General features: G+C 56.1%; 10 protein-coding genes, 2 tRNA genes and 1 rRNA gene. 6 read left to right on the plus strand and 7 right to left on the minus strand.

The window, feature by feature from the left end; genetic code table 11:
* The 6 genes from KO088_RS06510 to truA all read left to right on the plus strand — a co-directional run.
* Positions 1-62, plus strand: a 16S ribosomal RNA gene (locus KO088_RS06510); the annotation flags it as partial.
* Positions 63-199: 137 nt separating this feature from the next.
* Positions 200-273, plus strand: a tRNA-Ile gene (locus tag KO088_RS06515).
* Between the two features lie 17 nt (positions 274-290).
* Positions 291-364 (plus strand) — tRNA-Ala (locus KO088_RS06520).
* Positions 365-567: 203 nt separating this feature from the next.
* Entirely contained in the window at positions 568-1,653 is a 1,086-nt protein-coding gene (locus KO088_RS06525) for a type I restriction endonuclease (protein WP_215494069.1), read from the plus strand.
* Between the two features lie 302 nt (positions 1,654-1,955).
* Complete coding sequence (gene topA / locus KO088_RS06530; protein ID WP_215494070.1) at positions 1,956-4,307, plus strand: type I DNA topoisomerase; 2,352 nt, start codon at positions 1,956-1,958, stop codon at positions 4,305-4,307.
* A gap of 7 nt (positions 4,308-4,314) precedes the next feature.
* Positions 4,315-5,076 carry a tRNA pseudouridine(38-40) synthase TruA gene (truA, locus tag KO088_RS06535; RefSeq protein ID WP_009433811.1) on the plus strand — a complete coding sequence of 254 codons (762 nt, stop codon included), beginning with the start codon at positions 4,315-4,317 and terminating at the stop codon, positions 5,074-5,076.
* 93 nt (positions 5,077-5,169) lie between these two features.
* Here truA and KO088_RS06540 read toward each other — a convergent pair whose 3' ends face one another.
* From KO088_RS06540 to KO088_RS06570, 7 genes are all read right to left on the minus strand, one after another.
* Positions 5,170-5,982: a transglycosylase SLT domain-containing protein gene (locus tag KO088_RS06540; RefSeq protein ID WP_215494071.1), complete on the minus strand. Its 813-nt coding sequence runs from the start codon at positions 5,980-5,982 to the stop codon at positions 5,170-5,172.
* A gap of 78 nt (positions 5,983-6,060) precedes the next feature.
* Positions 6,061-6,855 carry a transporter substrate-binding domain-containing protein gene (locus tag KO088_RS06545; protein WP_215494072.1) on the minus strand — a complete coding sequence of 265 codons (795 nt, stop codon included), beginning with the start codon at positions 6,853-6,855 and terminating at the stop codon, positions 6,061-6,063.
* Positions 6,856-6,864: 9 nt separating this feature from the next.
* Positions 6,865-8,940: a putative porin gene (locus KO088_RS06550; RefSeq protein WP_215494073.1), complete on the minus strand. Its 2,076-nt coding sequence runs from the start codon at positions 8,938-8,940 to the stop codon at positions 6,865-6,867.
* 46 nt (positions 8,941-8,986) lie between these two features.
* On the minus strand, positions 8,987-10,012 hold the full coding sequence (locus tag KO088_RS06555; RefSeq protein ID WP_215494074.1) for a cation diffusion facilitator family transporter: 1,026 nt from the start codon (positions 10,010-10,012) through the stop codon (positions 8,987-8,989).
* Positions 10,013-10,963: 951 nt separating this feature from the next.
* Positions 10,964-11,539, minus strand: a complete 576-nt coding sequence (locus KO088_RS06560; RefSeq protein WP_215494075.1) for a hypothetical protein — start codon at positions 11,537-11,539, stop codon at positions 10,964-10,966.
* Positions 11,540-11,726: 187 nt separating this feature from the next.
* Entirely contained in the window at positions 11,727-12,473 is a 747-nt protein-coding gene (gene gpmA / locus KO088_RS06565) for a 2,3-diphosphoglycerate-dependent phosphoglycerate mutase (protein WP_060934738.1), read from the minus strand.
* Positions 12,474-12,539: 66 nt separating this feature from the next.
* On the minus strand, positions 12,540-13,175 hold the full coding sequence (locus tag KO088_RS06570; RefSeq protein ID WP_215494076.1) for an HAD family hydrolase: 636 nt from the start codon (positions 13,173-13,175) through the stop codon (positions 12,540-12,542).
* Positions 13,176-13,181: the final 6 nt, after the last annotated feature.

Raw genomic sequence — 13,181 nt, forward strand, 5'->3', positions numbered from 1 at the left:
TGACTGGGGCTAAGTCGTAACAAGGTAGCCGTACCGGAAGGTGCGGCTGGAACACCTCCTTTCTGGAGTTCTGAAAATGGGCTTTAGTATAGTTAGTGTAGTATGTACGTAAGAGATGAGTTAGGTGATTTTTCTGAATGTGCGTACTCGCTTCTGCTGTCGATATCTTTTCTTCTCACCTTATTATAGTCCTAAAGACAGTCCTATAGCTCAGTTGGTTAGAGCGCTACACTGATAATGTAGAGGTCGGCAGTTCAAATCTGCCTGGGACTACTTTAAGTGACTTACCTGGGGGATTAGCTCAGCTGGCTAGAGCACCTGCCTTGCACGCAGGGGGTCAACGGTTCGAATCCGTTATTCTCCACTTTTTTCAAGACGATCGGCTTGCCTCATATGAGGTGAGCCGATCTTTTTTGTATCCCCCTGTCTACTCATTACTCCCTCTTCCTATATATCCTCTTTCTCCTCCACGCTGTAAAGGAGGTGTATACCTAATTCGTTTGGAGATTCGTTACTACTTCTCTATCTTTGCCTGTATGAATAACACCCCGTAATACTTAAGATACTATGGACTTTAAAGACCAGTTAAAGCAGCTCGCAGAGCGTATTCAGACGCTCAAAGATCAGATCCATACCGAGGAAGCCACTAAGACTTCACTGATTCTTCCCTTTATACAGGCATTAGGGTACGATGTCTTCAATCCCATGGAGGTTATCCCCGAGATGGTTTGTGATATCGGTACTAAGAAAGGGGAGAAGATAGACTACTGTATTATGAAGGATAGTGAGCCTATCATTCTGATAGAGTGTAAGCACTGGGGGCAAGATCTGAATCTTCATGACAACCAGCTTTTGCGATATTTTCATGTCTCTAAGGCTAAGTTTGGAGTCTTAACAAATGGAATTATCTACCGCTTCTATACGGATCTAATCTCCCCTAATAAAATGGATGAGGTCCCATTCTTAGAATGTAACCTGTTGGATCTTAAGGAGGGGGTTGTAGATGAACTCAAGAAGTTCAATAAATCGTATTTCGATGTTGAGCAGATCATGAGTACAGCGAGTGAGCTGAAATATCTGCGAGAGCTTCGTTCCATTATTGCTGAAGAGTTCAAATCTCCCTCTCCTGACTTTGTGAAACTACTGGGTAAGCAAGTGTATCCAGGCGCCTTCACTGCAAAGGTCTCCGAGCAGTTCTCTCTACTTATCAAGCGTGCCATCTCTTCGCATATATCAGAGATTATTGCAGGAAGACTTAAGGCAGCGGTACAGGCAGAAGAGCAAGAAGCAAGTGCGGTGAGTGAGAATGAGCCCAATGAGTCGCAGGATAGTGCAGTAGAAGAGTCTGCAGAGTCTAAGATTGTGACCACAGAGGAAGAGCTGGAGGCATATCAGATGGTGCGGGCTATTCTTGCTAAGGAGATAGATCCACGTCGAGTATACTACAGAGATACTCAGAGCTATTTCACCATCATTATTGATGATAATAATCGCAAGAATGTATGTCGTCTACTCTTGGACTCCCCTAAGAATCAGCGTTTGATACTGATTGATCCACAGACGAAAGAGCAAACGACCTACAAGCTGGAGAATATAGCAGACCTATATCACTATATGGATAAGCTTATAGAGATCGCTAAGCAGTATATGTAGAGATCGTTAGGGTAAATAGCTCTCCTTCTAAAAGAGGGAGTTATTTTCTGCTGAGGTTGAGGCTATGATCTATAGATGACATAGATCATAGCCTCAGCTATTATTATGGGGTGGAATAATGGACTTAGTCTTTTGCAAGGAGTCCAGACCATATCCCATTATTGTGATAGCTCTACTTCTGACTGGGGATAGATTGCTTTATCATTCGTTTTGAGGCATATCTACAGGGGAGTTTTTGCTACCTTTGCACCGGGCGTGCCTGCCCGTAACCATTATAATAGAAGAGATAGGGTAATCTGTAGATGAATTTAGTTATAGTAGAGTCTCCGAAGAAGGCCGAGCTGATCTCTGGCTTTCTCAAAAAACATCAACTGAACGACTATAAGGTCATGGCCAGTGCGGGCCATGTGCGTGACCTCAAGCAGCATTCCTTCAGCGTGAATGTAGAGGATCACTTCCGCCCCGAGTACGTCATCACCGAGGACAAGAAGAGCCTGGTGCGCGAACTCAAAGCTGCAGCAAAGAAAGCTGACCTCGTCTACCTCGCTTCCGATGAAGACCGCGAAGGAGAAGCCATCGCTTGGCACCTGAGCGAAGCCCTTGAGCTCAAGCCCGAGAAGACCCGCCGTATCGTCTTCCACGAGATCACCGCCGAAGCCTTCCTCCACGCCCTGGAGTACCCACGTGAGGTGAACATGAATCTTGTCGATGCGCAGCAGGCACGCCGCGTCCTCGACCGTATTGTGGGCTTCGAGCTCTCTCCCGTACTGTGGAAGCGCATCCGTCCCTCGCTCTCAGCAGGGCGTGTGCAGAGCGTCGCTGTCCGACTCATCGTCGACCGTGAGCGTGAGATCACAGCCTTCGTACCCCAATCTTCTTACCGCCTACAGGCGACCTTCGTCCTCCCCTCGGGTGAGCGTCTCTTGACAGAGCTCAATCATCGCTTCGCTACCGAAGCCGAGGCTGAGGCCCTTATGACCCGCTGTGCTACGGCTGACTTCTCTATCGGTGCGATCACGCGCCGAGCTGCTCGACGCTCGCCAGCTGCTCCCTTCACCACATCTACGCTGCAGCAGGAGGCCGCACACAAGCTCGGCTACTCCGTCTCGCAGACGATGCGCCTTGCGCAGTCCCTCTACGAATCGGGGCATATCACCTATATGCGTACCGACTCGGTCAACCTCTCTTCGCAAGCCCTCAGCGCTATCGCTCGTCAGATCGAGAAGCACCCCGGGAAGGAATACCACCAGCCCCGCCGCTTCCAGACCAAGAGCAAGGGCGCACAGGAGGCTCACGAAGCTATTCGCCCCACCTATATCGACCGCGAGCGTGTCGGTGGTACGCCTCAGGAGCAGCGTCTCTATGACTTGATCCGCAAGCGTACCCTCGCCTCGCAGATGGCTGACGCAGAGATCGAGCGCACGACCGTATCGATCCCTGTGGCTGGTACGGACTATGCCTTCACCGCACAGGGGGAAGTGATCACCTTCCGAGGCTTCCTCGATGTCTATATGGAGTCGACGGGTGAGGAAGGCAATGCAGAGGTGACGAAGCTCCTCCCCGCAGTCAAGGAGCGCGAAGCTCTTTCGCTCGAAGCCCTCACGGGGGAAGAGCGCTTCACACAGCGCCCTGCCCGCTACACCGAGGCTTCGATGGTAAGCAAGATGGAAGAGCTCGGCATCGGCCGTCCTTCGACCTATGCTCCCACGATCCAGACGATTCAGAATCGAGGCTATGTAGAGCGTGCTGACCGCGAAGGCCAGTGCCGCAACTATACCGTACTGACCCTCAAGGATGGCGCCGTCAAGCGTGCTGTCAAGAGCGAAGTCTACGGCGCCGACAAGGGGAAGCTCCTGCCTACCGACGTGGGTATCGTCGTCAATGACTTCCTCGTCGACCAGTTCCCCAATATCGTCGACTACAACTTCACGGCACGCGTCGAGGAAGAGTTCGATACGATCGCCGAAGGGAAGACCGCTTGGTCAGGTGCTATAGGTGATTTTTACCAGCGCTTCCACCCCGAGGTAGAGCGTGCCACGCACGAGCGTCCTGCTCAGCGTGTCGGTCAGCGCATCCTCGGTGTACAGCCCTCGACGGGGCTGCAGGTATCGGTCAGCATCGGCCGCTACGGCCCCATGGCACAGCTGGGTACGGCAGAGGATGCCGAGAAGCCCCGCTTTGCTTCGCTGCAGAAGGGGCAGTCGCTTGAGACGATTACCCTCGAAGAAGCCCTTTCGCTCTTTGACCTGCCGAAGAATATCGGTGAGTACGAGGGTGAGGTGATGACGGTCGCAGTGGGTCGCTTCGGCCCCTATGTCCGCCACGCAGGGAAGTTCTACAGCCTGCCTAAGGACACCGATCCCCTCTCCTGCACCGCAGAGCAAGCTATCGAGATCATCCGCGAGAAGCGTGAGAGTGAGGAGAAGAGTCTCCTGAAGTCCTTCGCCGAAGATGCTGATCTCTCGATCCGTACCGGTCGCTTCGGTCCGTACCTCAAGTACAAGACCGACAACTACAAGCTCCCCAAGGATGTCGACCCCACGTCAATGAGCTACGATGACTGCATGAAGCTCATCGCTGAGACGCCTGCGAAGACGGCTCGTAAGGGCGCAGCTCGCAAGTCCTCTCCCCGCACAAAGAAGTCGAAGAGCTAAGCTGTAGATGCGCTACTTCATCTCTCTGAGCTACGACGGCACGAACTACAGCGGCTGGCAGACCCAGCCCGATGCTCCGACCGTCCAAGAGACTATCGAGAAGGCGCTGACACTCGTCTCGCGCTCTCCCGAGCCTATCGCTATCGTCGGTGCTGGTCGCACGGACGCTGGTGTCCATGCTCGTGGTATGGTCGCTCACGTTGATCTGCCGATGGATCTCGAGGCAGCACGTGAGCTGATCTTCCGCACTGACCGCTACCTCCCTCACGACATCGCCCTGCATAGCATCCGTCCCGTGACGGACGAGGCACATGCACGCTTCAGCGCTACCTCCCGTACGTACCGCTACTATGTGACGCTGCGCAAGGATCCCTTCCAAGAGTCACGCATGCTACGCCTGCACTTCCCGCTGGACTTTGAGCGGATGAATGTAGCTGCTGCCGAGCTCCTGCACTTCACGGACTTCACGAGCTTCAGCAAGCTCCATACCGACGTCAAGACGAATAACTGCCGTGTGACCGAGGCTTACTGGCGCCCAGGCGCGGAGCCTGGTCAGTGGATCTTCACGATCACGGCCGACCGCTTCCTGCGCAATATGGTACGTGCCGTCGTCGGGACGCTCTTCCAAGTCGGTAAGGGACGCCTGTCTGTCGAGGACTTCGCTGCCGTCGTCGAGGCCAAGGATCGTGGTCGTGCTGGCTCGTCAGCTCCAGGACACGCCCTCTATCTTGAGGCTGTCGGCTATCCCGAAGAGCTGTATCTGGACTAAGCTCCTCCCGCACATCTCTAATAAATAGCGCAGGCTCCTCCGCCACTATGGGCGGAGGAGCCTGCGCTATTTATATATAAGGGGAAGGGGTATTTACTGCCCGACACCCCAAGCCGCGAGGCTATCGCATAGGGCGGGGGCATTGCGACGTGTGACCCAGAGCGTGCGCACAGAGTCGGTCAGCGGGAGCTTGCAGTCGAGTGCAGGGTAGAGGCGTGTGAAGCGCTCCGCCTCACGGGAGGTGCAGACGGTATAGCGGATCTTCCCTGAGGCGACCAACTTCGCCAGCTCCTCGGCGCTGTGAAGCGTGTCAAGCTGGATACGGAGGCTGTCGCCTGTCTGCTTGACGAAATACTTTTGGATGTAGGTGGTGGGAGTGCCCTTGGGTAGGGGCAGTGCGTGGCCCGCGAGCGCAGAGAGCTGGCTGATGTAGCGTGTGCTGTCAGCATGGCGCTGGACGAGGTAGAGGGATGCTGCCCGCTTCTCGGCGAAGTGTCGGTACTCCCGGTTATCTATCGCTGCATCGTAGATGCTGGAGTAGACGAAGAGATCTACCTTTCCAGTCGACAGTTGTCCGAGTGGCTTGAACTGCAAATCTATAGAATCTGGGGGGACGATCTCGACACGTAGCCTGCTCTTTTGACTTAGATCTCTTGCGAGCTCTTGGATAGCAGCGTCATAGATCTCGCTTTGATCATCACTGAGAAAGTCGTTGCCAGCGATGAGGCGGAGTGTCCCCTCCTGGCGTATCACGGGGTAGTCACGCTCGACACTTCTCATATCCCTTGCTCTGCGCCGCTCCGCCCGTCTATGGCGAGAGTAGGAGTGGCACTCGGCGCCGAGGACGAGGACAAAGATCAGGAAGAGCCAATCGGAAAGGGTCTTAGGGAAAAACTTCTTGCTCATATCGGAGCTTCGTCATCGTATCGGGGATAATGCCCAGTGGACGCTATGCTTATGGCGTGTAGACGGCTGGCATAAAACCTATCGTCCGACACCCCAAGCGATGAGGCTATCGCGAAGTGCGGGCGAATTGCGGCGCATGAGCCAAGCTGTGCGTACGGAGTAGCTCAGCGGGAGACTGCAGTCCAGTGCAGGGAAGAGACGTGCAAAGCGCTCCGCTTCCTCAGAGGTGCAGACGGTATAGTTGATCTTCCCCGAGGCGACCTGCATAGCGAGCTGCTCGGCAGCGTAGAGCGTGTCGACCTGGATGCTTAGGCTGTCGCCGATCTCTTCGCCGAGATGCTCGATGAAGAGCGAGAGGGGAGAGGCCTTCGGCAGGGTGATGGAGTGCCCAGCGAGCTCTACCTGACGGCTGATGTGATGCGCGCTGTCTGCACGGCGCTGCACGAGGTAGATAGGTCCAGAGGTCTTCTCCGCGAAGAGCATATAACGGGTAGTATCTACTGCCGAGGTATGCGTGATGGGATGGGCAACGAGGTCTGCCGTGCCGGTGCTGAGGTGGCGAAGGGCTTCGTCCCAGCGGTTCTCCAGCACGACCTCGACACGTAGCCCGCTCTTCTTCTCCAGCTGCTTGGCGAGCTCGTAGATAGCGCCTGAGAGCTGTCCGCCCTGCACTTCTCCACCACTGCCGTAGCCTGCGAGGAGGCGAAGCGTGCCCTCCTTGCGTATCTCGGGGTAGTCGCGCTCGATGAATGGGAGCGAGGCCGCCTCTTTGCTTGTCTTGACCTGACGGCGCAGGTAGAGGAGCATAGCGATGGCGAGGAGGAGCAGGAAGGCATATACCCAGAGGCGGGTATTCGTGCGGAGCTTAGCCATAGGGGAGGGTTAGTTGTTGAGGTCGACGACGACACCAGCGGAGAGGTGCATCGGATTGTAGGGGTACTTGTACATCGAGAGGCGCTCGTTGGTCATGAAGGCCTCACCCACATTGTACATCTGGAGGAAGAAGCGTGCGCGCTTCAGGCGGAAGTTCGCATAGGCGATGAGTAGCGGAGCCTGTCCGCCGACATTGCCTTCCGTCTGGAGGGCGAACTGCTGGTCGGTGGGCATATAGTAGGGCGCGTGATAGGCGGAGTGCCAATAGCCCTTGACGCCGAGGTCGACACGTAGGACCTTCGCTAAGAGGAAGCGCAGATACACATCAGCTGCTGCCGTGAGCGAAGGTAGAGGTAGCACGGAGGGCGCAGAGGACTGCTGGTAGGCGGCCTCGAGATCCCAGTTGATCGGGCCGAAGGAGCCAGCCTGTCGAGCACGCAGAGCCAGGACCTGGATGAGGTCGGAGTGCTGCTGTGTCTCACCCTTGCTATCGAAGTAGATGTAGTTCTGCAGGCTTGCCGTACGTGCTTCGAAGCTCGTCCCCCAGGAGGAGAGGTGCACGCGGCCACCGAGCTCAGCACGGCGGGTGAAGCTCAGCGACTTGTCCCACCAGCCGTAGGTGCCGTGGTGATGTGCAGCGAAGTAAGAGGGGCGGGCATTGTCGATATAGGCATCGGCCTCGAGGGCAAAGCGCTTCTGGAAGAGGCTGAAGGCGGTGCGGATATCCCCCTCGAGCTTGAAGGCGCCAAGGTCCGAGCCGAGGACACCCAGCTCCCCACGGGCGGAGAAGTTCAGCCCTGTGCCTTCGCGACGCTCGATGAGTCCACCGATGAAGGTCGAGCTAAGTGCCGTGCGGGTGTAGCGCTCTGTGGCGAGGTCGGGGAGCGATGCCCAGCGGTTCTCCTGACGGAGGTAGGCTGAGAGACCGAACTTCACCCAGGGGCGGAAGCCCTCCATCAGTGAGAGGGCGACGGTATTCTGCAGGGTGACGAGCTGTGCGGTATCGTTCGGGAGGGTATAGGTCGTCGTGGTGCCGTCAGAGCTGGTGCGGGTATGGGTCACGGCAGGCGTGCCGAAGACCGTGCCCCACTGGTCGCTCTCGGTGTGGGAGAAGAAGCGACGGCTCTGCTTGTTGTAGTAGGTCGTCAGCGAGATACCGCCCACGGGGACGAAGTACGTGGAGTCGAGGCTCTGGAGAGCCTCGGAGCCTTCTTGACCCTCTATGGGTAGGGGCTGCTTGCGCTTGACGGTACGGTAGGAGCCGAGGCGGTAGGACTGCGCGAGGTAGGCGTGACCAGAGCGGATGCGGTTCGTCAGCGCACCCGTACTGATGAGTACAGGGACGTCGCGCGAACTGATCTTGGTGCGGCTATTCGTGTAGCGCTCGGGATTGTAGATGTAGTCGGCGTTGGTGATCCCACCATTCTCCTCCTGCTTGTAGTAGTCGTTGGCGATGTAGCCGAAGAGCTCGTAGCGGTCGCCACGATAGGAGGTGAAGACGCGGTAGCGAGCATCCTTGCTACGCCCTTGCGTGTAGAAGCCACTGGCATAGGTGTAGTCGAAGCTCGCTCCGACATTCAGCTCTTTGCCGAGGTTCGCCCCGAAGTCTGCCGTGATGACGTCCTCACTCTCGTTGCTCTTGAAGTTCTTGTGATAGCGCACGTAGGTGAAGGGCGTCTTTGTGTCGTAGTAGCACACCGCATCGGGCGTGTAGAGCATGCGGTAGTAGCCGTCGGCATAGAAGAAGTCGCTGACACGGCGGGGGCGATCGAAGAAGAGCTTCGCCTGCCACTGGCTATTCGTATTCCCCAGATAGGAGACCCCGAGGGAGCGGAACTCCGGTGAGATGTACTCGAAGGTGTAGTGCGTCAGCGTGTCGGGCATCTCGACGCGTACGGCACGCGCCACATCGGGCGTGATCTTATAGGCCTTGAGCTTGTCGCCACGGACCATCTTGATCTCGTCGGGCACCTCGACGACCTCACGTACCTGATAGGGGTCGTAGGGGCGCACGGGCTCTTGGGCAAATAGTGTGGCGGAGCTGAGGCCGAGGAGGCCAAGGAGCAGGAGGCTTCTTATCTTCATTAAGTAGAATGAGGCTGGGGAAATATACGGACGATGAGGGGGGGAATTAGCACTGCTCCATACCGCAGCTGCATCCCCGTGGGTCAAGCTCGATAGTCAGATGATCGAGCTGGTAGCGGCGAGCGACCTGGCGCACTGACTCCTTGAGGGCAGCGAGAGCCTCTGGGCTTGTGGTGCCTGAGCAGTCGTAGACGATATGCAGGGAGGCGATATGCTGCTCGCCATTGAGCGTCCAGATATGTAGGTCGTGCAGGTCGAGCACACCTGGCAGGGCACGGACTTCTTCAGCGAAGGCCTCTTGGTCCACGCCTTCGGGCACCCCCTGCAGGAGGATGAGGAAGTTGTCGCGCAGGGCAAAGTAGACATTGTAGAGGATCCAAGCGGTGATGCCGAGGGAGAGTAGGGGGTCGAGGATCTTGAAGGAGGGGAAGAAGTACATCACGATACTCACCACGAGTACCGCTACCCACCCGAGGACGTCCTCCATGAGGTGCAGGCGCATGGAGCGCTCGTTGAGTGAAGTCCCACCCATCATACGCCACACCGCGAAGCCATTGATCAAGAGGCCGAAGACCGCGAGGATGAGCATAGCACCCGCACGAGGTGGATCGGTCGGCGTGATGAGGCGCTCGATGGACTCCTTGATGACGAAGACCGAGCCCACTAAGAGGATCGTAGAGATGAGCAGGGAGCCGAGGAGCGAGAAGCGCTTGTAGCCGTAGCTGAAGTGGCTATCACGCCCCTTCTTCGAGAGGCGCTCGAGGTACCACGCCACACCGAGCGAGCAGGAGTCGCCGAAGTCGTGGAGCGAGTCGGAGAGGATCGCTACACTACCCGTGTAGAGTCCACCGAAGAGTTCGATGATGGAGAAGAAGAGGTTCAGCAGGAAGGCAATGAGGATATTTCCCTCCGCATGATGATGGTGGTGATGATGGTGATGCCCATGGCCGTGACTGTGTCCATGGCTATGGGAATGACCGTGGTCGTGATCATGACTGCAGTGGTCGTGGTCGTGATTATGTTCGTGAGCGCACACGTCTCCGTGCTCATGCTCGTGCTCGTGGGGCTTCATAGGAGTTGTTTACGATACGTTAATTGAAGTGGCTTACTTCTTGACACAAAAGTACAACTATTCCCCCTCTTTCCCCTGCGCACGCCCTATAGAGGACGCACTTCCACGCTGGCGTTATCCTCTTCCTCGTCCACATTCCTCGGGGATAAGCCTGAGGATAAGTAGGGAGATAGGGAGGATGCTGCACTGCTCTTAGTGCGAATGTACCGATGCCTGCGGGTCGATGTCGTGGGGATCTCTTGGGGATAACGCTGGGGATAAGGCTGTGGGAAAGGTGTGTATGGGGTGGAGAGCGTACACCTTTCGGTGGATTATTCACCTAAGATGTGTGGGGAGGAAGTGCGTCGGTGTAGGGGATGCTGAAGCATCTTGAGGAGGAAGGAAAAGCAACCTATAGTGGTCGCTGGGGTGACCTATATAGGTTTGCTCACGGACCAGTATAGGTCCACGCATCAACCAATATAGGTTCGCCCGATGACCAATATTAGTTTGTTGCTCCACGTAGGGAGAAAAGTTGCGGACGAGTAGCAGAAAAGTTTGGGCTACATACGTGGCTCTAATATCTACGTACGTGGATATTAGGATTGACGTGCTTGGTCTTTAAGACTACGTGCGTGGACAGAGGAAGACCACTACGTGAAGGCGCTTTTTTCTTCACGAGAACGATGCTTTCCCCTCCGCTGAATAAGAGGAATACTTGCGATAGGGCGAAGGGCTTGTGTATCTCTTCGGAGAGGTATATCGGGGAGCTGGGTGCACGATGCCTTAGCACTCTAAATAGAGGATAGGACTCTATGCAACAGTCTCAATATAGGTTCGCACCACCCTCCTGTAGAAGGGGATATTTTGCCCTCGCCCGAGTGTGGGTGCGATCCCCGATACAAAGCATTAAGGTCAGGAGGCGCAGTGTGCAGCCTCCTGACCTCAGCCAAGGGTAGAGTATGGGGAAGGCTACTTCGTGACGGTGCCTTCGAAGGCAATCGTCGACTTCGTATCAGCCTTGTTGAGTGCGGTGAGGATCTTCGTGATCTCGTCGCTGGGGCTCTTGCCGTAGCGCGTCTTGTAGCTATTGAGGTACATGATGTACATGGAGAGATTCAGCTGACCGGAGAGCTTGCCATCCTTGACGGAGAAGCTACCTACCTGGGGGGCGAAGGGCATAGCACCGTGCTTAGCGGAGTGGATAGTAGTACCCTTCTTTGCGTCGTATTGTACTTCGTATTCGCGGGTGCCTTGCTTGCCGGTGAAGGTGATCTTGTTGTCCTTGAGCGTGACCTGAGTGAACTTGCCCGTGCCGAGGACTGCTTCGCCGAAGTTGAACTCGGTGAGGTTGATCTTACCGATATCATTGAGGGTGACTTCTGGGGGAGTGACCGTCACCTTGCTGATGGTGTAGGTGCCATCGGTACCGGTGACGACGGGGTTGGGTGTTGGCTTGGGCTCGTTGTTTTCCTTGCCACCACAGGAGGAGAGGCCGAGGGTGAGACCAGCGAGGAGAAGGACCGAAGCCCACTTCTTGGTATTCATGTCTGTGAACGGACTATGTGTGATATGATGCCGGAGGGGAAAGTCCCTCCCTACAGGGAGCAAAGATAGCTCAATATGTAGGCTTAGTAGCTCACAGTCTGCAATATACCTATATATAGGTAAGCGCCCCAGATAGCACGTGCTATCTGGGGCGCCTTTACCTAACAAGTAGTGGGGATTCGTAGGCTTAAGCCTTCTTACCCTGGTTGGCTACAGCCTCCATGAGCTTCTTGATCTCTTCGGGGTCACCGAGGAAGTAGTCCTTGACAAGACGGAGCTCATCGTCGAACTCGAAGACGTAAGGAACGGCCGTGGGGAGGTTCAGCTCGACGATGTCTTCGTCAGAGATACCCTTGAGGACCTTGATGATACCGCGCAGGCTATTGCCGTGAGCTGCTACGAGGACGTCATCGTGCTGCATGAGCGAGGGGAAGATCTTGTCTTCCCAGTAGGGGAGCGTACGAGCGACCGTGTGGCAGAGCGCTTCGGTCAGGGGCAGGTAAGCAGGTACGACACCCGAGTAGCGGGGGTCAGCCTGAGGTGCGCGCTCGTCGGTAGCAGCCAGAGGCGTGGGAGGCACGTCGTAGCTACGGCGCCAGATCTTCACCTGTTCGTCACCGTACTTCTCAGCCGTCTCAGCCTTGTTGAGGCCCTGAAGCATACCGTAGTGCTTCTCGTTGAGGCGCCAGCTCTTCTCTACGGGGATCCAGTCGAGGTCCATGACGTCGAGGATCTGGTTGAGGGTCTTGATAGCGCGCTTGAGGTAGGAGGTATAAGCCTGCGTGAAGTGGAAGCCGTTTTCCTTGAGGATGGCCCCAGCCTTCTTCGCTTCTTCGACACCCTTCTCGGAGAGGTCTACGTTCGTCCAGCCAGTGAAGCGGTTCTCCTTGTTCCACACGCTTTCGCCGTGACGGATCAGTACAATTCTCTTCATGATTCGTTGATGGTCTATAAATGAATTACTAATGTGCTCGTTTATCGACTGCAAAGATAGCCAAACTTATCCGTGCCGATTGAGTCGGCCGAGGAGCTGGCGTACGGGCTCCCGCCAGTCCTCGCCATTGAGGGGCTGGTAGGTGTGTATGCCGAACTCCCGCGCCATGGCTACGTTCGCAGGACCGTCGTCGAGGAAGAGCGTCTCCTCGGGGCGCATATTCCCCTCGCGCAGCATCGTCTCGAAGATACGGCGGTTGGGCTTGACCATCCCCATCTCGCAGGAGGCGAACTTCTTCTCGCAGAAGGACGAGAGCGTGCGGCCACTGGGGAGGAAGCGGTCTGACTCGCAGAAGTCCATGACGTAGGGATTGGTATTGGAGAGGATGAAGATGCGGTAGTCCCCGAGCTCCTCCTCGATGAAGTCGAACTTATAGGCGTCTACTTCGCTGAGGAAGCCGAAGTAAGCGTGAGCGATGTCGTCGTAGGTGAGTGTACGACCTGCCAGCGAGCTGAGCGCTGCACGGAACTCGGGCTCCGTCATACGCCCGTCCTCGACCTGGAGGAAGTAACCACTCTGAAGGTAGGGATCCAGCATCTTCTCGACGTCAGGTACCCCAAGGGCAGCGAAGCGGCGTAGGGCCTCTTCACGATCCAGTCGGAAGAGGACGCCGCCGAGGTCCAATACGATGTTTCTTATCATTCAGTG

Source organism: Porphyromonas bobii, assembly GCF_943169685.1.
GTDB lineage: Bacteria > Bacteroidota > Bacteroidia > Bacteroidales > Porphyromonadaceae > Porphyromonas > Porphyromonas pasteri.

What these genes read in the sequence shown, in the direction of transcription:
- KO088_RS06525 (WP_215494069.1), top strand. Translation starts at nt 568, where the DNA reads ATGGACTTTAAAGACCAGTTAAAGCAGCTCGCAGAGCGTATTCAGACG.
- KO088_RS06550 (WP_215494073.1), bottom strand. Translation starts at nt 8,940, where the DNA reads ATGAAGATAAGAAGCCTCCTGCTCCTTGGCCTCCTCGGCCTCAGCTCC.
- KO088_RS06555 (WP_215494074.1), bottom strand. Translation starts at nt 10,012, where the DNA reads ATGAAGCCCCACGAGCACGAGCATGAGCACGGAGACGTGTGCGCTCAC.
- KO088_RS06540 (WP_215494071.1), bottom strand. Translation starts at nt 5,982, where the DNA reads ATGAGCAAGAAGTTTTTCCCTAAGACCCTTTCCGATTGGCTCTTCCTG.
- KO088_RS06570 (WP_215494076.1), bottom strand. Translation starts at nt 13,175, where the DNA reads ATGATAAGAAACATCGTATTGGACCTCGGCGGCGTCCTCTTCCGACTG.
- topA (WP_215494070.1), top strand. Translation starts at nt 1,956, where the DNA reads ATGAATTTAGTTATAGTAGAGTCTCCGAAGAAGGCCGAGCTGATCTCT.
- KO088_RS06545 (WP_215494072.1), bottom strand. Translation starts at nt 6,855, where the DNA reads ATGGCTAAGCTCCGCACGAATACCCGCCTCTGGGTATATGCCTTCCTG.
- KO088_RS06560 (WP_215494075.1), bottom strand. Translation starts at nt 11,539, where the DNA reads ATGAATACCAAGAAGTGGGCTTCGGTCCTTCTCCTCGCTGGTCTCACC.
- truA (WP_009433811.1), top strand. Translation starts at nt 4,315, where the DNA reads ATGCGCTACTTCATCTCTCTGAGCTACGACGGCACGAACTACAGCGGC.
- gpmA (WP_060934738.1), bottom strand. Translation starts at nt 12,473, where the DNA reads ATGAAGAGAATTGTACTGATCCGTCACGGCGAAAGCGTGTGGAACAAG.